Origin of the sequence: Mangrovimonas cancribranchiae, from assembly GCF_037126245.1 — a bacterium.
Lineage (GTDB): Bacteria > Bacteroidota > Bacteroidia > Flavobacteriales > Flavobacteriaceae > Mangrovimonas > Mangrovimonas cancribranchiae.
The window spans coordinates 325,181-349,998 of record NZ_CP136925.1; the positions used below are offsets into that span (position 1 = coordinate 325,181).

Consider the following 24,818-nt stretch of genomic DNA (forward strand, 5'->3'; position numbering starts at 1 on the left):
TACAATTATTGGTTTCGGTGTTTTTGTTATTTCTTTTAAAGCTGTTAATAAATAGTTTAGGGTGCCTTTTTACAGCTTTAAGGTGTTTGAAAATCAGTGTTTAAAGAAATTTTCATTGAGATAAAAACGACATATTCCTGCGGTTAATCGAAAAATTATCAACAAAGTGGTAAAATGTGGTAAAATGTGGTATATTTTTCGATATATTTGAATTTCAAAGATCGAACTGCTTTTGAACTCATTAATAGGAACATACGAATGTAAAGCTGATGCCAAAGGAAGGCTCATGCTTCCTGCTGCGCTAAAAAAGCAGTTGGCAGACGTGCTTCAGGATGGGTTTGTTTTAAAGCGGGCGGTGTTTCAGCCTTGCTTGGAGCTTTATCCAATGGCAGAGTGGGAATTGTTAATGCAGAAAGTAAACAAGCTAAATCGTTTTAAGAAAAAGAATAACGATTTTATTAGGCGCTTTACAGCTGGTGTTAAGCTGGTGGAGGTGGATAGTACAGGGCGTTTGTTAATCCCTAAGGACTTAGTTGTTTTTGCGGGGATTTCAAAAAATACAGTGGTTTCATCGGCGGTTAATATTCTTGAAATTTGGGATAAAGAACGCTATGAAACTGCTATTGATGATGCGGCAATGGACTTTGCTGATTTAGCTGAAGAAGTAATGGGTCAAGACGAGGAAGATGGAATATCATAATCCAGTGTTGCTTAAAGAAACCGTTGATGGATTAAACATTCAAGAAGATGGTGTTTATGTGGATGTAACCTTTGGTGGCGGTGGACATAGTAGGGAGATTTTAAAGCGTTTGGGAGAGAAAGGGAAATTGTTTGCTTTCGATCAGGATTTAGATGCGTTAAAAAATGAAATTGAGGATGATAGATTTACGTTGATTAATGAAAATTTTAGATACATGAATCGCTTCTTGAGGCTTTATGGTGTAAAGAAAGTAGATGGTGTTTTAGCCGATTTTGGTGTGTCATCACACCAGTTCGACAAGCCGGAGCGTGGGTTTTCAACAAGATTTGATGCAGAGTTAGATATGCGAATGAATCAAAACGATAAATTATCGGCATTTCATGTGGTTAATGAGTATGAAGAAAAACATTTAGCATCTGTTTTAAAGCAATATGGAGAATTGCGTCAAGCACCAGCAATGGCAAGAAGTATTGTTCATTTTAGAAAAGATCAAGAAATAAAAACAGGAGAGCGTTTAAAGCAAGCGTTAGCAAAGTTTTTAGGGCATAAAAAAGAGAATAAAATACTGGCTCAAATATATCAAGCTATTCGAATTGAGGTAAATCAAGAGCTTGAAGTTATTAAGGAGTTTTTAATTCAAGTGCCGCAACTTTTAAAGCCTCATGGACGCTTAAGTGTGATTTCGTATCACTCGTTAGAGGACCGTTTAGTAAAGCGATTTATAAGAAATGGCATGTTTGAAGGAGAGCCAGAGCGTGATATATATGGCAATTTTGAAGTGCCTTTAAAAAAAGTAGGGAAGTTAATCGTGCCTTCAAGAGAAGAGATTGCAATGAATAGCCGTGCAAGAAGTGCAAAATTACGAATAGCAGAAAAGGTGCCGTTAAGTGAAAAGTAGACTTCATAACATATTAAAAGGGAAGTTTCTAGTAAGTGAAGATGCTTTTAAAAACTGGCGTATGATTTTGTTTTTATCGTTGCTGGCTTTGGTAATGATAGCGAGTTCACACAGCGCAGATAGGAAAGTGCACGATATAGCAAAGCTTAAAGATGAGGTGAAAGAGCTGCACTCCATGTTTGTAGAAGGGAGAAGCGAGTTAATGCGGTTGAAAAAAGAGACTGTTGTAGAGTTAAAAATGAAAGAGAAGGGGATTTATATTTCAGAAATCCCGCCAACAAAAATTATAGTTAAATCTAGTAAATAGTTCAACTTGGCAGTAAACGAGAAGAACATATTAAATCGGTTGTATTTTATTGCGGGATGTATGTTCATCTTCGCGCTACTAATTGTGTTTAAATTGTTAACAATTCAATTAGTTCATGGCGATGAATACAAAAGTATGGCCGATGACCGTTTGGTGAAAAATGTGGTTATTCCAGCGAATAGAGGAAATATTTACTCTGTAGATGGTAATCTTTTAGCAACATCAATACCAAAATACGATATTCTTATCGATGCGGTAACGCCAACAAACAAACGATTTGAAGAAAACATAAAAGGGCTTTGCGATTCGCTTTCGGTATATTCCGGAAAGTCTTCAGCTTATTATCAGAAAAAACTACGACATGCAAGAGCGGTTAAAAACAGGTATTATCCGCTTGTGAGAAATGTAGGGTATTCCGATTATATGCGATTTAGAAGTTTTCCTTTATTGAACTTGGGGGCGTTTAAAGGCGGATTAATAGTCGAGCAAACCACTAAGCGCGAATATCCAATGGGTGGCGTAGCGCAAAGAACCATTGGTTACGAAAGAGTAGATGAAGAAGGGAATGTCACCCGGCCAGGATTAGATGGTGCTTTTGGTGCTAAATATTTAAGAGGCGTTGATGGTAAACGTTTAAAGCAACGCATAGGGAAAGGACAATGGAAGCCTATTGTAGATTATAATCAAGTTGAGCCAAAGGACGGTTACGATGTTTATACTACCATTAGTAGTAATATACAAGACATTGCGCACCATTCTTTGTTACAACAATTAGAGTATTATAAAGCCGAGCATGGTTGTGTGGTTGTTATGGAGGTTAAAACAGGAGAGGTTAGAGCGATATCAAACCTAGCGAGAACAGAAAATGGGAATTATTACGAAAAACGAAACTATGCCGTTTGGGAATCGCACGAACCAGGGTCTACATTTAAAACCATGGCGCTTATGGTGGCGCTAGAAGATAAGGTGGTTGATACGGCAACAGTTATAGACACTAAAAAAGGACGTAAGCAATTTTATCGAAGATATATTACAGATTCTAAACATGGTGGCTATGGTAAAATATCTGTTGCAAGAACTTTAGAGGTGTCTTCTAATATTGGAATGGCAACTTTGGTAGATGATAATTATTCAAAAAATCCAGAAAAGTTCCTATCTCGTTTAAGTTCTTGGGGGTTAGATAAACCAATAGGCTTGCCTATTATTGGGGAAGGGAAACCAGTTATTCCTAAACCAGGAGACAAGCTGTGGAGTAAAAATGCATTGCCTTCTATGGCATATGGATATAACCTGCGTTTAACCCCATTGCAAACATTAACATTTTATAATGCTATTGCGAATGATGGTGTTATGGTGAAGCCTCGATTTATTAAAGAAGTGAAAGAGCTTAATAGAGAGGTTGAAAAATTTGACAAGCAGGTGGTAAATAATAGAATATGCTCCGAGGAAACCCTGTATCAAATGCAAGATATTTTAAAACATGTAGTAGAAAGAGGTACCGGGAGGTCGTTGTATTCGCCGTATTTCTCCATGGCTGGAAAAACAGGAACTGCTAAGTCCGAATATTGGATGAAAGACTGGAGTGAAAATCCAAGGTATGTGTCATCATTTGCGGGGTATTTTCCTGCCGAAAACCCAAAATACTCGTGTATCGTTATTATACATAAACCAAGTGTTAAAAAGGGATATTATGGTGCAGATGTTTCTGGACCAGTCTTTAAACGTATTGCACAAAAAATATTTACCGAAACACCTATTGTAGATGAGTTAGAAACTTTAACGATTAAAAATGCGCTAGCTGAAAAAAGCTATCAAAGTTATTTTGATACGGCGCAAACCTATAAAACCATCATGCCAAGTGTTGTAGGAATGCCTTTAATGGATGCAATCTCTTTATTAGAAAATATGGATGTTGATATAAAAGTTATGGCTTCAGGGGAAGGGATTGTAGAGTCGCAATCCGTATCAAGAGGAACAAAATTAAAAGCAAATCAAACAGTTGTAATTAAAGCATGAAACACGCATTAAAAGACATATTATATAAAGTAAGCTTAAATGTCGTTTCAGGAAATACGCATCAAGACATTAATGGTATCCAGTTCGATTCAAGACATGTTAACAAACGCGATGTGTTTGTAGCTATTAAAGGAAGTGCTGTTGATGGTCATGACTATATTGAAACAGCTATAAATAAAGGTGCTGTGGCCATTGTTTGCGAAAAATTACCTAGTGAGAAAGTAGAAAAGGTGACTTATGTTGAGGTGGATAACGCCTCTGTAGCTTTAGCACAAATGGCGTCAAACTATTATGGCGCGCCATCCGAAAATTTAAAATTAGTAGGTGTTACTGGTACAAATGGTAAAACAACCATTGCGTCACTGTTATATCAGTTATTTAAAAACGCGGGTTATAAGGTAGGGTTGCTCTCTACTGTAAAAATTATGGTCGATGATAAAGCGTTTAAAGCAACGCATACAACGCCAGATTCATTAGCAATAAATAAATATTTAAAAATGATGAATGACGACGGTGTGGAATTTTGCTTCATGGAAGTGAGTTCGCATGGTATTCATCAAAATAGAACAAAAGGACTTGTTTTTTCTGGTGGGATTTTTACAAACCTATCGCATGACCATTTAGATTATCACGCGTCATTTGCAGAGTATCGCGATGTAAAAAAACGCTTTTTCGATGAACTTCCTAAAAGTGCTTTTGCGCTGGTAAATACAGATGATAAGAACGGTGCTGTTATGCTTCAAAATACTAAGGCCAAAAAATACACCTATGCGTTAAAAAGTATGGCAGACTATAAAGCCATGATTCTTGAAAATCAATTTAGCGGTTTGTTACTTAAAGTGAATGATAGTGAGGTTTGGACCAAGCTAATAGGAAGTTTTAACGCCTATAATGTTCTAGCTATTTATGGTGCGGCAGATTTATTAGGGTTAGAAAAAGTGGAAATATTACGCTTAATAAGCGAGCTAAATAGCGTAGCGGGCAGATTTCAATACCTTATTTCAGAAGAAAAAATAACCGCTATTGTAGATTATGCGCATACCCCAGATGCCTTAAAAAATGTGTTAGAAACCATAAACAGTATTCGTACAAAAAATGAAGAACTAATTACGGTAGTTGGTTGTGGCGGAAATAGAGATAAAAAGAAGCGTCCTAAAATGGGAAACATTGCGTCATTACTAAGTACAAAAGTCATTTTTACTAGCGACAATCCAAGGCATGAAGATCCAGATGAGATTATAAAGGATGTTGAAAAAGGTGTGCCACCAGATAATGTCAAGAAAACACTATCCATAACCGATAGGAAACAAGCAATTAAAACGGCGTGTCAAATGGCAAATACTAACGATATTATTTTAATAGCGGGCAAAGGCCATGAAACTTATCAAGAGATAAAAGGAGAACGATTTGATTTTGATGATTTTAAAATCATTAAAGAATTTTTAAAGCAATTACAAAAGTAACATGTTATACTACTTATTCGAATATTTAGAAAAACATTACCAATTTCCAGGCGCCACTTTATTTGGGTTTTTAACCTTTAGAGGAGCTTTGGCGATAATATTGTCGTTGCTTATTTCAACCATTTTTGGAAAACGAATTATTGCTTTTTTACAAAAACAACAAGTTGGCGAAACTATAAGAGATTTAGGGTTGGAAGGTCAGGTTGAAAAAGCGGGAACGCCAACTATGGGGGGGATAATAATTATTTTGGCTACCATTATTCCAGTGTTATTACTAGCTAAATTAGAAAATGTCTATATCATTTTACTGTTAATAGCGACAGTGTGGATGGGAACCATAGGGTTTATCGACGATTATATAAAGAAATTTAAAAACGATAAAGAAGGTTTAAAAGGTAAGTTTAAAATCCTTGGGCAAGTTGGTTTAGGAATTATCGTTGGCGCAACCTTATACTTTAACGATAGCGTAACGATAAAAGAGAAATTACCTATAGACCAGCAAAAAGTAATTCTAGCAGAAAACCCTAATGTGCAGCCTTCAAAATTATTTAAAGCCGAAGAAAAATCAACAAAAACAACCATACCGTTTGTAAAAGGGAATGAGTTTGATTACGCCAATTTAATTACTTGGATAAGTCCAAACTTAAAACCTTATGCTTGGGTTATTTTCATTTTGGCAACCATTTTTATCATCACAGCCGTATCGAATGGCGCCAATTTAACCGATGGTATAGATGGCTTGGCGGCAGGTACATCGGCTATAATTGTGCTCACTTTAGGCATTTTTGCCTGGATATCTGGTAACATAATTTTTTCCGATTACTTAAACATTATGTATATCCCAAAAGTAGAAGAAATAACCATTTACATTGCGGCATTTGTTGGAGCGTTAGTTGGGTTCTTGTGGTATAATACATATCCGGCTCAAGTATTCATGGGCGATACAGGAAGCTTAACAATAGGCGGTATTATAGCTGTAATAGCTATTGCTGTACGAAAAGAGTGGTTAATTCCAGTGTTGTGCGGTATTTTCTTAGCAGAGAATCTTTCTGTGGTGTTGCAGGTAAGCTACTTTAAGTATACAAAGAAAAAATTTGGTGAAGGGAAACGCATTTTTAAAATGTCGCCCTTACATCATCATTATCAAAAATTAGGATATCACGAAAGTAAAATAGTGACCAGGTTCTGGATTGTAGGCATTTTGCTGGCTATTGTAACGATAGTGACCTTAAAAATTAGATAAATGAATCGGTTAGTGATCCTTGGTGGTGGAGAAAGTGGTGTGGGAACCGCTTTGCTAGGAAAAGAAAGAGGGTACCAAGTCTTTGTCTCAGATAAAGGAGAGATTAAGAAAAAGTATAAAGACGTTCTTATACATAATAATATTGATTGGGAAGACAAACAGCATACAGTAAATAAAATACTTAATGCAGATTTGGTGATGAAAAGTCCTGGAATACCAGACACAGTTCCGTTGGTAAAGCAAATAAAAGAACAGCATATTCCTGTTGTTTCAGAAATTGAATTTGCGTCACAATACACAAGCGCAACCATAGTAGGGATTACAGGAAGTAATGGGAAAACAACCACAGCGGCGTTAACACATCACATTCTCAAGCAAGAATTACAAGTAGGATTAGCGGGGAATATAGGGGACAGTTTCGCTTTGCAAGTGGTAAATAAAAACGTGAAAACATTCGTGTTAGAAATTAGCAGTTTTCAATTAGATGATATCATGTCATTTAAACCACATATCGCAGTGATAACCAATATTACACCAGATCATTTAGATCGGTATGAGTATAAGTTTGAAAATTATATTGCATCAAAATTTAGGATAGCCGAAAATCAAACCAAAGACGATTACTTAATCTATGATGCCGATGACGAAGTGATTGTGGATTGGTTGAAAAAGCACCCGGTTAAGTCTACTTTACTGCCGTTTTCATTAACAAAAAAAGTGATAAACGGTGCTTATATAGAAAATGAAAAAATAATAATAACAATAGATAACAACAAAATAAATATGCCAACAGATAAATTAGCATTAGAAGGAAAGCACAACGTGAAGAATGCTATGGCAGCTTCAACAGTTGCGCATTTACTTAAAATAAGAAAGCAAACTATACGCGAGAGTTTAGAAAACTTTCATGGTGTAGAACATCGTTTAGAAAATGTACTTAAAATTAACAAAGTACAGTACATCAACGATTCTAAGGCAACTAATGTTAATGCAACATACTATGCTTTAGAGAGTATGGGAGCGCCAACTGTTTGGATTGTTGGCGGGGAAGATAAAGGCAATAATTACGAAGAGCTTTTTTCGTTTGTAAATGAAAAAGTAAAAGCTATAGTATGCTTAGGTGTTGATAATGAAAAACTCCTAAAAAGCTTTAGTTCAATGGTTGATGTTATCATAGAAACCCAATTCATGACCGAAGCAGTTAAAATAGCATATAAGCTAGCAGAACCAGGAGATAATGTGTTGTTATCGCCAGCATGTGCAAGTTTCGATTTATTTGAAAATTACGAAGATAGAGGAAGACAATTTAAAGAAGCGGTAAGAAATTTATAAGAACCATAAATGCAGGCCATTTTTAAAAATATAAAAGGAGATAAACTAATATGGGCCATTGCGGCTTTATTGGCTATATTCTCGTTTTTGCCTGTTTATAGTGCGGCGAGCAATTTGGCTTATGGCGGAAGAGGAGCAAGCACATTTACCGATTTTGCCAAACATTTTGTACACCTAGCGCTAGGGTTTGTAGTCATGTTTGGGGTGCATAAAGTGCCTTACCGTTACTTTAAAGGATTATCTATTGTTATGATGCCTGTTGTTTTAATACTCTTATTAACAACACTTTTGCAGGGAAGCACAATGGCGGGCGCAAATGCAAGTCGTTGGATAAATATTCCTATTGTAAATATGTCATTTCAACCATCTACTTTAGCCTTTGTGGTTTTAATGGTTTATGTGGCAAGATATATGTCTAAAATTAAAGATCAGGCAGTTACTTTTAAAGAGTCTATTTTGCCTTTGTGGGTACCAGTATTTTTAGTGCTTGTGCTTATTCTTCCAGCAAACCTTTCTACAGCTGCTATTATGTTTGTAATGGTACTTATGTTAGTGTTTTTAGGTGGATACCCTATACGATATTTAGCAGTAATCTTAGGTGCTGGTTTGTTAGGTTTAATATTTTTTGTGTTGGTAGCAAAAGCTTTTCCAGATGCTATGCCTAATAGGGTAGATACATGGATGAGTAGAATTGAAAGTTATGCCGATGATAAAGGGGAAGATGGTTATCAAATAGAAAAAGCAAAAATAGCTATTGCTTCTGGAGGCGTGCAAGGTCTTGGGCCAGGAAAAAGTAAACAAAAACACTTTTTGCCACAATCGTCTTCAGATTTTATTTTTGCCATTATTGTGGAAGAATATGGGCTGATAGGTGGTTTTTTCTTAATGGTACTCTATCTGTGGCTGTTGTTTAGAATTGTTATTGCATCGCAAAAATCCGATACAATTTTTGGGAAACTTTTGGTCTTAGGTGTTGGTTTGCCAATTGTTTTTCAGGCGCTCATAAATATGGCAGTAGCTGTAGAGTTGTTCCCTGTGACTGGGCAAACTCTACCTCTAATTAGTAGTGGAGGAACATCAATATGGATGACTTGCCTAGCTTTAGGTATTGTATTAAGCGTAAGTGCAAAAAGAGAAGAAATTAAGGAACAAGAAGAGAAAGAAGATAACCCCTTAGAAGTGTTATCCGAAACGATATAATGAAAAAAATTAAAGTCATATTATCTGGAGGTGGAACAGGAGGTCATATCTATCCTGCGATTGCCATTGCAAATGAACTAAAATCACGGTATCCCGATGCTGAGTTTTTATTTGTAGGGGCAAAAGACCGTATGGAAATGGATAAAGTTCCAGAAGCTGGTTATAAGATAGAAGGACTTTGGATTTCTGGTTTACAGCGATCGCTAACTATTAAAAACTTAAGCTTTCCGTTTAAGGTTATCAGTAGTTTAATAAAGGCGCGTGGTATTATAAAACGCTTTAAGCCAGATGTAGCTATTGGTACAGGTGGTTATGCTAGTGGGCCGTTGCTTCAAGTGGCAGCGTCAAGCAATATACCAAGTGTTATTCAAGAGCAAAACTCATTTCCAGGAATAACTAACAAGTTGTTGGCTTCTAAAGTGGATAAAATTTGTGTGGCTTATGATGGTTTAGAACGCTTTTTTCCTAGTGAAAAAATTGTAAAAACAGGAAATCCAGTTAGGCAAGATTTACTAACCATAGACACAAAACGAGAACAAGCTTTAGAGCATTTTTCATTAAGCAAAGAAAAGAAAACACTTTTGGTGCTTGGGGGCAGTTTAGGAGCGCGAAGGATAAATCAGTTAATAGAAAAAGAACTCGATTTTATTCAAACGCATAATGTGCAAGTTATATGGCAATGCGGGAAACTATATTTTGAAAAGTATAAACTATATGACCATACTAAGAACGTACAAGTGCATGCATTTATAAAAGATATGGATTTAGCGTATGCTGCAGCCGACATTATTATTTCTAGAGCGGGTGCTATTTCCGTTTCAGAATTAAGTATTGTAGGAAAACCAGTCATTTTTATTCCATCACCCAATGTGGCCGAAGACCATCAAACAAAAAATGCCATGGCTTATGTTAAAGAAAATGCTGCCATGTTGATTAAAGAATCTGATTTAGAGGTTGATTTCGAAAACAAATTCACGAAGTTAATCATGTCGCCCGAACGTTGTGATGAATTAGGAGATAATATTAAAAAAATGGCTCTTGTAGATGCGACAAAGCATATTGTAGATGAAGTTGAAAAACTATTAAAATAAAACATGACTATTAACCAGATACATAGCGTTTACTTTATTGGTATTGGCGGCGTAGGTATGAGTGCCTTGGCAAGGTATTTTCATGCCAATAATAAACAGGTGTCTGGGTATGATAAAACACCAACCGAAATCACCAATGCATTAACCGATTTAGGGATAGAAATTCATTTTCAAGATAACCTAGATTTAGTGAATCTAGAAAGTTTAAACAAAGCCACAACATTAATCGTGTATACACCTGCAATACCTAAACATCATACCGAGCTTAATTACTTTATTAACGAAGGGTATCAGGTTATGAAACGGTCTCAAGTTTTAGGTCTTATAACACAAAATACGTTTTGTTTTGCCGTAGCAGGAACACATGGTAAAACAACAACAACTAGTATTTTGGCACACTTGCTTTACAGTTGCAATGTACCACTTACAGCATTTTTAGGAGGGTTTAGCGAGAATTATCAATCTAATTACATATCAAATGGTGCCGAGGTAACGGTAGTGGAAGCCGATGAGTTTGATCGTTCCTTTTTAACATTGTCTCCAAATTTGGCTTGTATAACCTCTATGGATGTCGATCATCTGGATATTTATGGTAATTCGGAAGCGTTGTCTGAGTCGTTTAAAGACTTTGCAAGTAAAGTAAAAGAAGATGGTAAGCTATTTGTTAAAAATGGGTTGACTATTAAGGGAATTACCTATGGCATTGAAGACAATTCAGATTATACAATTCAAAATATAACAATAAAACAAGGAAGTTATGTGTTTGATGTAAAAACACCTAAAACAACAATTAACAATATTAAATTTAACCTACCAGGTAGACACAATCTGTCTAATGCTTTAATAGCCTTGGCGATGGCTGTAGAATATGGTTGCCCTCACCAGCAGCTCGCCAAAGCTTTAGCATCATACAAAGGGGTTAAAAGGCGTTTTACATACCATATAAAAACCAACGACTTGGTGTATGTCGATGATTATGCGCATCATCCAGAAGAGTTAAAAGCAGTATACCAAGCGGTAAAAGAGATGTTTCCTAAACAAAAAAATGTGATTGTTTTTCAGCCGCATTTATTTAGTAGAACGCAAGATTTCGTCGATGAATTTGCCGAAAGTTTAAGTCTTTTTGATGAGGTATTGCTTTTAGATATTTACCCGGCAAGAGAATTACCTATACAAGGTGTAAATTCAAAGTGGTTGTTGGATAAAATTTCAAACCCAAACAAAAAACTTATAACGAAGAATAATATAGTTGAAGAAGTGCTTAAAACAAAGGCGTCAGTAGTTTTAACTGCTGGAGCTGGCGATATAGGAGCAGAAGTAAAACAAGTAAAAAAAGGGTTAGAACTTGCGCGTTAATTTTAATTACATAAAGCTATTTTTTCTACTCATTGTAGTAGTGTTTCTCTATGCGTTTTCTGCACATAGAAATGGGGCTAGAATTGTAGGAGAACCCAACGTGAAGTTTAAAGGTGGCGAAAACCTTTATATAGCTGCCGAGACTGTTAGTAAATTGTTAATACAAAATTATAAAGGCGTTAAAAACACATCTAAAGAAACTTTAGATTTGAATATATTGGAAACTGCCCTGAATTCCAATGCAATGATAAAATCGGCCGAAGTCTATGTGTCTGTAAATGGACAGCTTACAGCCGAAGTTGAGCAAAAAAAACCTATTGCAAGAGTGCTAGCAAAAACATCATATTATATCGATGATCAGGGAAGTTATATGCCGTTGTCTTCCTATCATTCTGCTAGAGTACCGCTTGTAACAGGTAAAGTAGATAAAAAAGACCTAAATAATATATATAAAATAGCCAAAAAAATAGCAACAGATAGTTTTTTAAAAACAAATGTTGTGCAAATACATCAATCAAAAAATAACGATTTGTTTTTGCAGTTTAGAGGCTACGATTTTACCGTTAAATTAGGCGGTTTAAGCAATTTAGAAAAGAAAATTAACAACTTAAAAGCCTTTTATAAAAAAGGTTTAAAAGATAAAACACTTAACGATTACAAAACGGTCAACCTTAAGTTTGAGAGTCAGGTTGTATGTACTAAAGCGTAAACCATGGAAAATAATATAGCAATAGGATTAGACATAGGAACCACAAAAATAGTGGCCATGATTGGGCGTAAGAACGAATATGGAAAAGTTGAAATTTTAGGCATAGGACGTTCTAAAAGTCTGGGGGTTCATCGTGGGGTCGTTAATAACATAACGCAAACCATACAATCTATTCAAGCTGCTGTTCAAGAAGCCGAAGCTAGTTCCGATCATAAAATAGAGGAAGTAACAGTAGGTATTGCAGGGCAGCATATTCGTAGTTTGCAGCATAGCGATTATATAACACGACCAGATTCCGAAACAGTTATAGACGAGGAAGATATTGTTCGTTTAATTAATCAAGTACATAAACTGGTGATGCTTCCAGGGGAAGAAATTATCCATGTGCTGCCGCAAGAATATAAAGTAGATGGGCAAGCCGAGATAAAAGAACCTATCGGGATGTATGGTGGCAGATTAGAAGCTAATTTTCATGTGGTTGTTGGGCAAGTATCGTCTATTAGAAACATTGGGCGATGTGTAAAAAGTTCAGGTTTAAACTTAGAAGGAATCACATTAGAGCCCTTAGCATCGGCTAATGCTGTTTTAAGTCAAGAAGAAAAAGAGGCAGGTGTCGCTTTAATAGATATAGGAGGCGGAACTACCGATTTGGCAGTCTTTAAAGATGGTATTATACGTCATACCGCAGTAATTCCTTTTGGAGGTAACGTGATTACCGAAGATATTAAAGAAGGCTGTTCTATCATAGAAAAACAAGCCGAACTCTTAAAAATAAAATTTGGGTCTGCTTGGCCAGGAGAAAATAAAGACAACGAAATTGTATCTATACCTGGATTAAGAGGTCGAGAACCTAAAGAAATCACCTTAAAAAACCTGTCAAAAATTATTCATGCGCGCGTAGTTGAGATTATAGAGCAAGTATATGTGGAAATTAAAAACTACGGTCATGAAGAGCAAAAGAAAAAGCTTATTGCGGGGATTGTGTTAACGGGAGGCGGAAGCCAATTAAAGCATTTAAAACAATTGGTGGAATACATCACAGGAATGGATACCAGAGTTGGCTTTCCTAACGAACATTTAGCAGGTAATAGCGACGACGAAGTGACGAGCCCGCTTTATGCCACTGCAGTAGGTTTGGTTATGGATGGTCTTAAACGACATGAACGTAAAAAAGCTGAAGAAGCAGCAACACAACAACCGATTGATGAGGACGATAATACTGAAAGTGAAGAAGACACGCCTCAAGACGAAAACATCAATCAACCAAAGCCAGAAAGACGTTCTTTTCTGGATAAATTAACAGAACGAGTAAAAGATTTTTTAGATAACGCAGAGTAATTAAAAACCGAAATTCATGAGTAGCAACAACGAATTCGAGAACAACATTTCATTTGATTTACCCAAAAACCAATCCAATGTCATTAAAGTGATTGGTGTAGGTGGTGGTGGAAGCAACGCCATTAATCATATGTTTCAATTAGGAATTAGAGGTGTCGATTTTGTCATCTGTAATACCGATGCCCAAGCCCTACAAAATAGCGGCGTGCCTAATAAAATACAATTAGGTGTTAACTTAACCGAAGGATTAGGTGCTGGCGCAAACCCAGATATTGGCGAGCAAGCCGCCGTAGAGAGTATAGAAGACATTCAGCATATGCTAGATACCAATACAAAAATGGTATTTATTACAGCTGGTATGGGCGGTGGTACAGGTACTGGAGCAGCACCAGTGATTGCTAAAATGGCTAAAGATTTAGACGTTTTAACAGTAGGTATTGTAACCATGCCATTCCAATTCGAAGGAAAAACCAGAAATAAACAAGCCCAACAAGGTGTAGAAAAACTTCGTGAAGTGGTAGACTCTTTAGTGGTTATAAACAACAATAAACTTCGTGAGGTATATGGTAATTTAGGGTTTAAAGCAGGTTTTTCAAAAGCCGATGAAGTGTTATCTACTGCTGCTCGAGGAATTGCCGAAGTTATTACGCATCACTATACGCAAAATATTGACTTGCGCGATGCTAAAACCGTATTAAGTAATAGCGGTACAGCTATTATGGGGTCCGCTGCTGCGTCAGGTCAAAATAGAGCGCAAGAAGCCATTAGAAAAGCGTTAGATTCGCCGTTACTTAACGATAATAAAATTACTGGAGCCAAGAATGTATTGTTGCTTATCGTTTCTGGTGCACAAGAAATCACTATTGATGAAATAGGTGAAATTAACGACCATATTCAAGAAGAAGCCGGCCATGGCGCCAATATTATTATGGGAGTTGGTGAAGATGATGCTTTAGAAGAATCTGTAGCTGTAACCATTATCGCTACTGGGTTTGATGTCGATCAGCAAGACGAAATCTCTAATACCGAGGTTAAAAAAGTCATTCATGCTTTAGAAGATGATAAACCCTTAGAACAGGATTTAACCAAGCGCGAAAAAAATCCAGCTATAATTACACCCAATATCGAGCTGGAAAAAAAGGAAGAACCAATAGTTAAGCACACCTTAGATTTAGACGAACTTAACGATAACGAAACGCCTTTAAATGAAAAGCCAACTTCAGAATTTGTTGAAACTACAGATAATATAAAAAACATTCCTGTAAATTATGAACAAGTTACGGTAAATGAAACTGCAGATGAAGAGTTTAATATCACATCGGTAACACCTGAAGAACCTATAAATGAAGAGACTTCAGAAGAAGAACAGCAATTTACATTAACTTTCGATATGCCAATAAGTAACGAAAGTAAAGAAACGCCAAAAGCTACGGATGAAGATTTTGTGGTTCATGAATTAGACGAGAATATTAAAAAACTACCTGTAAAAGATCATGTGGAACTCATCCCTATTACTGAGACTAATGATGAAGGTGAGAAAAGATATGTTCTAGATGATTACATGGAGTATGAGTCAACATTAAATAACACTCAGAAAACAGAAAAAAAACCTTCTGAAACGGTACGTAAAGTTGAAGAAGAAAGCGAAGATATTGTATTTGAAAAGAAAGTCGTTACGCCAGAAACTAATGAAACCCTCGAGAACGATGTAGATCCTATAAATGCACCTATTTCAGATTTGCTAAAAGAACGTGCTGCAGAGCGAAGACGTAAAATGAAAGACTTCAACTATAAATTCAATAACTCTAAAATTGATGACATAGAAAAAGTCCCAGCTTACAAACGTCAAGGTGTAAATTTAGACGAAGCAAAACATTCTTCTGAAAGTACGTCAATATCAAAAACAAGTATTAGTTCAGACGATAATGACGATATTCAGTTAAGAAGCAATAACTCCTTTTTACATGATAATGTAGATTAATTAATAGCGATTAAGTTTAGTGTTTAAGCTTCTCGAAAACCCGAGTCTTATGTCATGTAAGTTCGGGTTTTCTTTGTTATCTTCGCAGCAGATTAAAATTTAGGTAATATGAGTTTACAACAAGATGTGATGACTGCCATGAAAGCAGCCATGAAAGCTAAAGACCAAACAGCCTTAGCAGCATTAAGATCGGTTAAATCGGCAATATTATTAGCACAAACCGAAACCGGTGCTAAAGAAGACTTAACAGAAGAGCAAGAATTAAAATTGTTGCAAAAACTAGTTAAGCAAAGAAAAGATAGTGCCGCAGTTTATGTAGAACAAAACAGAGAAGATTTAGCAAAGCCAGAATTGGAAGAAGCTGATATTATTTCGCAATTTTTACCAGAAGCATTATCTGAGGAAGAAATTGAAAAAGTGGTGGTAATGGTTATAAACGATACCAATGCCGAAGGTATGAAAGATATGGGTAAAGTTATGGGGATTGTTAGTAAGCAACTGGCAGGACAAGCTGATGGTAAAACCATATCGACTATAGTAAAACAAAAGTTAGCGCAATAATAAGCGTTTTGGCCACGTAGTTCAACTGGATAGAATATCAGATTTCGGCTCTGAGGGTTGAGGGTTCGAATCCTTCCGTGGTCACAAAGTATAACAAGTCCCAGTAGATGGTTTGTCACCTTGAACCATCATACTGAGCTTGTTGAAGTGTTGGTTGTGCTGTCATTCTGAGGAGCGTTAGCGACGTGAGAATATTAAATATAGAATTTTCTTGATAGTGTCGGAGTGACATGGACAGTGAACAATTAAAAAAATAGTATCACCCTGAACGTGTTTCAGGGTCTAGGTTGTGAGACTAATGCCTAGTTTAGATGCCGAATAAAGTTTAGTAGTTACTATAGAACACTTTATAGAAACGTCGCAGGAATTTATAAGCCAATTTCCAGAGCTTTATACCAAAACCAAACAAATGCTTAACTTTAATTTTTCGGGTTATTAAAATGATGTCAACATGACTTTTATCATACTTTAATAGGAGATAGTAAGCTACTTTTAATGAAGAATTAAAAAAGCCATTACTCATGAAAATACATGCGCCTATTTCAGATATTATGACTAAAAAAGTCATTACACTAAAAACGACAGACGACTTAGAAACAGCCGAGCTCCTTTTTAAAACCCATAATATTCGTCATATACCTGTGGTAAATGGTAACGATATTGTAGGTATGTTAAGTTATACCGATTTACTACGTATAAGCTTTGCCGATGCTGTAAACGAAGACGATAATACGGTCGAATCTTTAGTTTACAATATGTTTACTATAGACCAAGTTATGGCTAAAAAACTAATTAGTGTGCCGCCAACAGCTACTATTAAAGAAGTCGCTGAAATTCTAGCTATGCGTGAGTTTCATGCCCTTCCTGTATTGCAAGAACGCACCATTGTAGGTATTGTAACAACAACAGACCTTATTAAGTATATGCTAAAGCAGTTTTAATGTATGGTAAGTAGCGCAGAAAAGAATGTTCCAGACTTAGTATTTAAACAATAAGCGTAAGATGCGTTTTCTATCCTGCCAAATCAGTTTACGGTAAGTGTGATTAGAAACAAACATATTAAAACGATCCCATAAAGTAGGGAAGCGATTACAAAACTTTAACGTTCTGTTGTAATGTTCCAGAAGTTTAGGGTAATTTAGTTTAAATTGGTAGAAACGCGCATGCCAATTGTTAACATTAGGTTGAAAAGCATTCACATCGCTAAAATAACCACGCATTATTTTAAAATACCTCTCTATAGATTTATTTTGTGGCCATGGTGTTTCTAGTAAATAGGGGTGTTTGTTTAGTATAATTACCGTATCGTAGGCTGACCGAAAGCTTAACGTATTAGTTAGGCCGCCAAAGTCATTATACTGCCAATTTAAAATATTGTGCCATAACAGGTGCTCCCAACAAGGTAACGAAAAACCCTGTATTTGCTGCTTATGGTGTAAGATGTTGTCTGCAATCAAAGGAGTATAGCTATGGTGTTCAAAAAGTTTACTGTGTAATTCTACAGCACCTATACCTGTCAATTCATTTGGTAATAACCGTGGTAAATGTTTATGTTCAAAATAATCAACACCAAAGGTCATGGGTGGTTTTTGGTAGCCATTGTCCAATAATAGCGCATAGGCTTCAGTCAGTTGTTTTGGAGCTATTAAAATATCAATATCGCCCAACATACGCTCGGCAGTATCGTTAAAAATACCCGATACCAAAAGCGCACTGCCTTTTAAAAACACATGTGTAATATGATGCTGTTTAAAAAGGTCACTTAGCACATTAATTTGACTAAGTAAGGCTTGATTACGTTCGCGATTCATTAGGCTAATCTCAGCTAAATAATTATTCAAATCATTAGGCATAAGGTGTTGCAAGTTCTTGCTATGCAAACTGGCGTATAGCGCTGGTAGGGTTAAATGGCTACTCGCTAATGTCACCAAGTCATCCCATAGCTCTGTTTCTGGAGATAAGGTTGTGGTCAAGAGCGAATCAGATGCTTCTCGACTAAAAATATGAGACAGGACACGGTATGTATGGGCTAGGTTTCTCAAAACTGGCTGTTGGTCAATTCAAAAATAGCTAAAAACAGTTTAGTTTTATGCTAAGCTCATGACTATTTACCTTAATTGGTTTAAGGCAGTCACTGCTGTTTCAATATTGTGGTATGTCAACTGATAACACGTTAAAGCGGCACACCAATCCATAAATAATTTGGCATGTTCCGTCGAAGCCGATAACCAAGACTCTGGAATAAGGGTTTCTAAGGCTGTTTTTTTATCGATAGGGAGTAACCCCTCTTCAGCGTTTGGATTATACGCGACCAAAACAATGGTCTGGCAAAGGTGTTTGTCTAATTTTGAATGCGCATTATGCAAATACCTAATAGGACCTTTTTGGGTGTTAAAGAGGTGTTTAGGAGTTGTTTCAAGTTCTGGGTAATAGGGGTTAAGAACCATGTAAGCCCCTTGTTTAATAGAAATACCATTAGGGTTGTATAAAATATTATGAGAGGTGTCTAAAGCACTGACATCATCGGCTAAAACCTCAAAACCATGTTGTCCTAATAAAGCTGTAAGAGTGCTCTTGCCGCGACCAGAGTGGCCTATTAAAGCGATGGCGTTGCCCGAATTGTTAACAACTGTAGAAGCATGTAATGTTCCTAGAAGTGTTTGTAGTTTACATGGTGCAATACTACATAGTATATGCGTTGTAAATGTTCCCTGTATAATATGGTAGGCGTGCTGCTTTACAACACGGAGTAATTGCCCATTTTTAAGTAAGTACATGATGCCTTCCTTACGAAAGATGGAAAACGTTACTGTGGCTCCTTGCTTGGGCTGAAAGACTTGGTAAACAGCCAAAGCAGGAAATACGGTTTGAAGCGTTTTATTATCATCGGTTTCTATAGCAATGGTTGTGCCGTGAATATCCAAATAAATAGGCGGCTGCTGCAAAGGAACTTCAGGAGGGGCTTTTATAGTTAAGATATCCGTATCTTCTTGAGGGGTCTGGCAAAGTTCTAGATAGGAAATAACCTGATTCCAACGGGCCTCGGCTTCCTTAAGACCAAGGGATTCCGACCAGGTATCCAAAAATAAGGCCTTGGATGGCGAAGACATCACGCTATCCAAGGCCTCTTTAAAAAGATTATCTATAATACTATATTGATTGCTAGTTTTAAACCATAACATCCAAGAGGTGTTATCTAAACGTTTACACAAACTAGGTGCTATGGGGGGGGTCATATATAACAAATAATATAAGTATTAACTAAATAGGTCTCCACCAGCATCTGGTGGGGTTGATTGTGCTTGTGCTTGTTTAGGGTTAAGAATTAAAAACGTACCTGCAGCTGTTAAGGCCGCATATTTTCCCATTTTCTTAATGGCTTCTTTGCGAGAGATACCCTTTTCTTCTGTTATATTTTGATGCTTTTTATTCATAGTAACTATTAGTTAAGAGCTATTTTTTTAGTTTGAGACGCGTTAGTGTTACCGACTTTTACAATGTAAATACCTTGACTTAATTGTTTTAAGGATATCGTGTTGTTAGTCGTACCAGTTTCAAGAGGGGTGTTGTAAACTAAACGTCCTTGCATATCGTAAACGCTAACTTGGCTATTAGGATTTACAGTACCTTCAATAGTAATGGTTTTGTTATGAGGGGAGCTGTAAATGTTAAAAGCGTCATGAGTCTCATGGTTCTGTATGCTTAAGGCTTGGTTTTCAAAGTGAATATAAAAACGTCCCGTTCCTTGCAGTGCAGCGTTTGGCGTTATGCTATAATGTGTTGTGTTAAGTAACGTAAACGTGTTATTAGATCTATCTTCTATATATACATTGGTGTTAGCAGGAAGCTGACTTTCTAAAATGCTAAAGGTTAATTGTTCGCCAGCATTTGCAACCACACCAAGAGGAATAGTAACATAATTCACAGCGTCATTGTTTAACGCTTGTAGGGCTATAGGTGTCCCTTGATTTTCGGTAACTAATTGCGAGTATAGGGCAAAACTAGGAACCGTACCTCCCCAAAGTTGGGCATCATAACCAGCATCTAAGCCCGTTGTGGCGTGGTCGTTAAAATAAAACTCGGTACGATATTGGTTGCTGGTAGTACTAGCAAGAAGTTTTAAGAACGTCAAGTTGTTATTAGAACGTCCCATAATAAAATCATCGCCGCCATCATGAGCGCGCATGCTAGGGGTAAAAGTCATGTCGTAATCTAAAACATGATCGCCATTGGCGGCTACAAAAAAGCCTTGCCCAGGAGCCATAAGTTCCCCAGTAGCATTCGCTAGAGTAATAACGGTCCATCCATCAGAGGCATTGCCATCATAACCATAAATCCCCGAATTGGTTAGCATTAAGTCTAGGTTGGTTATTCCGGTACTCACTTCATAATTTAAAAAGGTTTCCATGTCTAAGTACGATGGGTAAGGGTTGCCAATTAAATTCCATTGACCAAAAGTGGCATCGGTACCTACAGTAATATCTATAGGAACATTCCCCGTTTCAACAGTTCCTGTAAAGGTTAAAGCAGAACCATCTGTGGTGGCTGCACGATAGCCTGTTCCCGAAACTAAAGCCGTTGTGGCGTTAAGGGCTGTATCGTAGTTTTCGTAAGCACCACTGTTGTTGTTAAATGGTGCTAATGCTATGGTTGTTCCCGAAGTCGCTAGATTGCTATTCGCTACTTGAAAGGCAGGAACAAGTTGTCCCGATACAGGTGCCGCAATTAAATCGTTACCACCTGTTGTGCCAGAGCCCATTTGATTAGTGTAGCGGTTGTAGGTTGTTGTGCCACTACCAGAAACGGAATTTGCAAGTAAGCTAGAATACGTAGTCGAACTAGAGTTTAGTATTATTTCTCCATTGTTAGTAACATCATTAGCAATAACATAAATTCCTTCTGTAATAGTTACCGTAACATCATTTTCAATTTCAAGATTGTTAATGTGTACGTTTTCAGTACAGGTGTAATCACTTAAAATATAGGCATCAGAATCACTGGTACTTGATCTTGCATGATTGTTATTTAACCAAGTGTCGTTATCAAAATAAATAAGGTAATCTAGCTCTCCTGGATTTGCTTCAATGTCTGGGGTATTAATGAAATCACCACTAAAGATGTTTTGATAATCCCTTTCTCCAGCAACAGCTACTGTTGTGTTTGTGTCGTCTAGGAGAATACCGTCTGCTGTATCTACTGTACCACCTTCAAAAAGTTGCCATCTTCTGCCAGTTCCAAAAAACATACTTGAAGTTCCTTCCATAAATAAGGTGTTGTTATTTAATGTGCCAAATTCAGTTTCAAAACTTGTTTGTGTTTCGCCTCTTGAAATAATTAGGAAATTTCTAGGAGGGATTGTGGTTGGGCTAAAATCACTTAAGTCCCATACAGTACCATCGTAAAGCATTACTAGTTTTGTTGTGCTTAAATCTATAGTCGTGTCAGAAAAGTTAAAGATTTCAATAAATTCATTGTTATAGTCGCTTGCATCACTTACTTCTGTAATAAACAAGTCTCCAGGAGTTGGGGTGTTAGGAGCTGCTGTTGTAGTTGCTGTACCATTTAACGGTGATGTTGTGTTGTATAGAGGTCCATCTAAACACGCCTCGTTATAAGCAAACACAAACACATAATATGTTGTTTCAGCATCTAAATCTGTTGCTGTAAATGTATTGTTGGCATCAGCTTGAACAACAATTCCATTACCTAAAACATCATTAGTGTTGTATGTGGTTTCGTCGTTAGGCGTAGCGCCTAAAGTAGCCGATTCGCTTATGACTACTAAATAAGCATCGGCAGTAGTTGAGGTAAAGTTGCCACTTATACTATTATGGGTAATTGTGTTTGTTTGTAAGTTAGATGGTTGACTACTAGGTGTAATACATGAAGTTAGCTCTGGTGCTGTGACTTCTATATCAAAGGTGTCTTCCGCGGCAGAGTTGTATGCTTCTACTTGTATATAATAAGTTGTTCCAGTAGTTAAAACATATTCTATAGTTTCGGTAGAACTTAATGTTGCTGAGTCTGCAATGTGTGAATCAGGAGTTGGGCATGAGGAGCTATACAAATATAAATCGGCATCACCGGAAAAGTTAGATAAGGTAATCGTATAAGTTTCATCATACGTAGGCGTTATAGAATACCACACATCTACATTTTCAAATGGTGATGTGAATGTTGCGTTAGCTAAAGTGCCGTTTGTAACACCTGTATTTGCTGTTATAGCTATAGCGTTGCTGCATAGGTTGTTGTCTGGTGCAGGTTCTCCTTCCTCTAAAGTGAAATTTTCTAAAGTCCAGCTAGAACATGAGGTGTTGTCTTCGTATAGAAAAGCGAGATAAACATTAGTTGCATTTACGCCTTGTAAACCAGTATGGTCTTCTGTTACACCGCCATTACCACTAGTTATGGTGGTTATTGTTGACCATGTAGCAGTATTTGGGTCAGAAGTGCCGTCATAATCTGTAGAGTATTGTACAATGATATCTGTTCCTGAGTATTGTTCAGCTAAGGTAAAAGATAGTAATTCATTACTTGAACCCGATAAATCAAAAGCAGGGGTAATTAACCAATCTTCGGCATTACAATCATTAGAGTAAGCATTCATTTCAACACCACTACCAGAATTGTAGTCCCATGAATTAACTTCGTCATTATCATATTGTGTCCAATTATCTGAAAAAGGGTCAGTGCTAGTCGCATCAATACTATAGGGTAAGCTTAGTGCTGGTGCAGCTTCATTATCAGTAATTGTTAAATCAAATGTAGATTGAATACCCACAGCAGCATTATTACCACCAGTAACATTTTGAATGCTAAACGTTAAAGTCTCATCTCCTTCAAAAACTGCATCATCCGTAATTGTTATGGTTAGCGTTTCATTAGCAGAAGCACCTGCGGGAAAAGTTACAGTTTGTGTTGTATATCCGTCAATATCCGTATTGTCACCTGTGGTTAAAACCACATCAAAAGCGGTAGCGTTAGTCGCATCTTCGTTGGTGATGGCAAATTCCAAGTCATAAGTGCCAACGCCTTCAGAAACTGAGGCTGACGCTGAAGTGAATTGTACTTGGGTGTCGGTGGTAATTAATGTGCCTTTTAGAGTAAAATTGTCAACACCAAATGCTTCGTAGTTAGCATTAGAATCACATACTAATCTTAAGTATAATGTGCTTCCAGCGCCAGTAAAATTATCACTTACAATGGTTTGTAGTGAATATGTTAGGGTAACTCCATTTAGAGTATTATTTCCTCCTATAGCATTTCCATTTAGAAATATCGGTTCGTTTGTGCCATCACCTCCTGCTTGAAAATTATATAAAATATTCCAGTTTGAATTATCCCAAGAGTATTCAACACTTAAGTCATCAGAAGAATCCCAATCTTCTGGCACAGCTCCAAAATCTGCGGATAATTCTAAATCTGTATAATTTGTTACATCAATAGGGTCAAAACTCAAAATACCAGGACTACTTGAGTTAATTGAATTTGGGTTAGAGCCTACAAATAACCAAGAGCCTGTGACGTTTGTGTAAGGGCCATCTCCTCCACTCTCGTAAATAGCGTCATCACTTGGTTCAGCTCTATGGAAGTATCGGTCTCCCGAGTCAGTACTTGGGGTCTGACTAGGTGTATGACTGTAACCATTTAAATCTGTTTCAAAATCTTGGGTGTAAATTGTTGACTGCCCAAACCCCATAGTCGTTATGCATAAGGCGAGCAGTAAAAAGTACATGTGTTTCATAATATAATTTTCTTGTCTTGTGTTACAATATATTAGGAGGGGCAAAGTATTAAAATATTGCATGTACGGGGTAACCTACATGTTAAGAAATGATGAAATGAAGTGACTTTTAGATGAAAGGATTATTTTTTTGGATGAATGACAGTTAATAATTACCCAATAATACATACACTGTCATTCAGAGTGCCGTTGTCATTCAGAGCGCTAGCGAAGAATCTCACACGTAAAGAATAGATTCTTCAGTCACGATGTTCCTTTAGAATGACAAGTGTATTGTGTTATTTAGAGCGCCGTTGTCATTTAGAGCGCTAGCGAAGAATCTCATACATAAAGAATAGATTCTTCAGTCACGATGTTCCTTCAGAATGACAAGAGTATTATGTCATTCCGAGCGCCGTTGTCATTTAGAGCGCGAGCGAAGAGTCTCACACATAAAGAATAGATTCTTCAGTCACGATGTTTCCTTCAGAATGACAAGCGCATTATGTCATTCCGAGTACTACTGTTATTTAGAGCGCTAGCGAAGAGTCTCATACATAAAGAATAGATTCTTCAGTCACGATGTTCCTTCAGAATGACAAGCGCATTATGTCATTCCGAGTACCATTGTCATTCCGAGCGACAGCGAAGAGTCTCACACGTAAAGAATAGGTTCTTCAGTTACGATGTTCCTTCAGAATGACAAGCGCATTATGTCATTCCGAGTACCGTTGTCATTCAGAGCGCGAGCGAAGAATCTCATACATAAAGAATAGATTCTTCAGTTACGATGTTCCTTCAGAATGACAAGCGCATTATGTCATTCCGAGTACCATTGTCATTCAGAGCGCTAGCGAAGAGTCTCATACATAAAGAATAGATTCTTCAGTCACGAAGTTC

19 protein-coding genes and 1 tRNA gene are annotated in these 24,818 nt (G+C 36.9%); 16 read left to right on the top strand and 4 right to left on the bottom strand.

The annotated features are described in order from the left end of the window. Positions 1–232: 232 nt before the first annotated feature. The 16 genes from mraZ (at position 233) to R3L15_RS01500 (ending at position 17,136) form a co-directional block, all read left to right on the top strand. Positions 233–700, top strand: coding sequence for a division/cell wall cluster transcriptional repressor MraZ (gene mraZ / locus R3L15_RS01425; RefSeq protein WP_338732808.1), 468 nt, complete (start codon positions 233–235; stop codon positions 698–700). Then, positions 687–1,598 carry a 16S rRNA (cytosine(1402)-N(4))-methyltransferase RsmH gene (gene rsmH, locus R3L15_RS01430; RefSeq protein WP_338732810.1) on the top strand — a complete coding sequence of 304 codons (912 nt, stop codon included), beginning with the start codon at positions 687–689 and terminating at the stop codon, positions 1,596–1,598. The genes mraZ and rsmH overlap by 14 nt, the downstream gene beginning before the upstream one ends. Further along, positions 1,588–1,905: an FtsL-like putative cell division protein gene (locus R3L15_RS01435; protein ID WP_125466944.1), complete on the top strand. Its 318-nt coding sequence runs from the start codon at positions 1,588–1,590 to the stop codon at positions 1,903–1,905. The genes rsmH and R3L15_RS01435 overlap by 11 nt, the downstream gene beginning before the upstream one ends. A gap of 60 nt (positions 1,906–1,965) precedes the next feature. Next, on the top strand, positions 1,966–3,921 hold the full coding sequence (locus tag R3L15_RS01440; RefSeq protein WP_338734100.1) for a penicillin-binding protein: 1,956 nt from the start codon (positions 1,966–1,968) through the stop codon (positions 3,919–3,921). Then, complete coding sequence (locus R3L15_RS01445; RefSeq protein ID WP_338732812.1) at positions 3,918–5,384, top strand: UDP-N-acetylmuramoyl-L-alanyl-D-glutamate--2,6-diaminopimelate ligase; 1,467 nt, start codon at positions 3,918–3,920, stop codon at positions 5,382–5,384. The genes R3L15_RS01440 and R3L15_RS01445 overlap by 4 nt, the downstream gene beginning before the upstream one ends. A 1-nt stretch (position 5,385) precedes the next feature. Then, on the top strand, positions 5,386–6,627 hold the full coding sequence (gene mraY, locus R3L15_RS01450; RefSeq protein WP_338732813.1) for a phospho-N-acetylmuramoyl-pentapeptide-transferase: 1,242 nt from the start codon (positions 5,386–5,388) through the stop codon (positions 6,625–6,627). Then, the gene (gene murD, locus R3L15_RS01455) at positions 6,628–7,959 is read left to right on the top strand and encodes a UDP-N-acetylmuramoyl-L-alanine--D-glutamate ligase (RefSeq protein WP_338732815.1); all 1,332 of its coding nucleotides are present in this window, start codon (positions 6,628–6,630) and stop codon (positions 7,957–7,959) included. Between the two features lie 9 nt (positions 7,960–7,968). Further along, positions 7,969–9,159, top strand: a complete 1,191-nt coding sequence (locus tag R3L15_RS01460) for an FtsW/RodA/SpoVE family cell cycle protein (RefSeq protein ID WP_338732817.1) — start codon at positions 7,969–7,971, stop codon at positions 9,157–9,159. After that, a complete protein-coding gene (murG, locus tag R3L15_RS01465) occupies positions 9,159–10,250 on the top strand; it encodes an undecaprenyldiphospho-muramoylpentapeptide beta-N-acetylglucosaminyltransferase (RefSeq protein WP_338732819.1) in 1,092 nt (363 codons plus the stop codon). The genes R3L15_RS01460 and murG overlap by 1 nt, the downstream gene beginning before the upstream one ends. A 3-nt stretch (positions 10,251–10,253) precedes the next feature. Beyond that, positions 10,254–11,606 (top strand): UDP-N-acetylmuramate--L-alanine ligase, encoded by a 1,353-nt coding sequence (murC, locus tag R3L15_RS01470; RefSeq protein ID WP_338732821.1) that lies wholly within the window; start codon positions 10,254–10,256, stop codon positions 11,604–11,606. After that, a complete protein-coding gene (locus R3L15_RS01475; protein WP_338732823.1) occupies positions 11,596–12,315 on the top strand; it encodes a hypothetical protein in 720 nt (239 codons plus the stop codon). Before murC ends, R3L15_RS01475 begins: the two co-directional genes overlap by 11 nt. Before the next feature lie 3 nt (positions 12,316–12,318). Beyond that, positions 12,319–13,653: a cell division protein FtsA gene (ftsA, locus tag R3L15_RS01480; RefSeq protein ID WP_338732824.1), complete on the top strand. Its 1,335-nt coding sequence runs from the start codon at positions 12,319–12,321 to the stop codon at positions 13,651–13,653. Positions 13,654–13,669: 16 nt separating this feature from the next. Beyond that, a complete protein-coding gene (ftsZ, locus tag R3L15_RS01485; protein WP_338732825.1) occupies positions 13,670–15,634 on the top strand; it encodes a cell division protein FtsZ in 1,965 nt (654 codons plus the stop codon). A 108-nt stretch (positions 15,635–15,742) separates the two neighbouring features. Then, positions 15,743–16,195 (top strand): GatB/YqeY domain-containing protein, encoded by a 453-nt coding sequence (locus tag R3L15_RS01490; protein ID WP_338732826.1) that lies wholly within the window; start codon positions 15,743–15,745, stop codon positions 16,193–16,195. A 10-nt stretch (positions 16,196–16,205) separates the two neighbouring features. After that, positions 16,206–16,279 (top strand) — tRNA-Arg (locus R3L15_RS01495). A 437-nt stretch (positions 16,280–16,716) separates the two neighbouring features. Further along, positions 16,717–17,136 (top strand): CBS domain-containing protein, encoded by a 420-nt coding sequence (locus R3L15_RS01500; protein ID WP_338732827.1) that lies wholly within the window; start codon positions 16,717–16,719, stop codon positions 17,134–17,136. 36 nt (positions 17,137–17,172) lie between these two features. Here R3L15_RS01500 and R3L15_RS01505 read toward each other — a convergent pair whose 3' ends face one another. The 4 genes from R3L15_RS01505 to R3L15_RS01520 all read right to left on the bottom strand — a co-directional run bounded on the left by R3L15_RS01505 (position 17,173) and on the right by R3L15_RS01520 (position 23,939). Then, positions 17,173–18,237: a nucleotidyltransferase family protein gene (locus tag R3L15_RS01505; RefSeq protein WP_338732828.1), complete on the bottom strand. Its 1,065-nt coding sequence runs from the start codon at positions 18,235–18,237 to the stop codon at positions 17,173–17,175. A gap of 66 nt (positions 18,238–18,303) precedes the next feature. Beyond that, positions 18,304–19,431 (bottom strand): hypothetical protein, encoded by a 1,128-nt coding sequence (locus tag R3L15_RS01510; protein ID WP_338732829.1) that lies wholly within the window; start codon positions 19,429–19,431, stop codon positions 18,304–18,306. Between the two features lie 21 nt (positions 19,432–19,452). Beyond that, positions 19,453–19,629 carry a hypothetical protein gene (locus tag R3L15_RS01515; protein WP_338732830.1) on the bottom strand — a complete coding sequence of 59 codons (177 nt, stop codon included), beginning with the start codon at positions 19,627–19,629 and terminating at the stop codon, positions 19,453–19,455. A gap of 8 nt (positions 19,630–19,637) precedes the next feature. Then, positions 19,638–23,939, bottom strand: a complete 4,302-nt coding sequence (locus R3L15_RS01520) for a T9SS-dependent choice-of-anchor J family protein (RefSeq protein ID WP_338732831.1) — start codon at positions 23,937–23,939, stop codon at positions 19,638–19,640. Positions 23,940–24,818 lie beyond the last annotated feature (879 nt).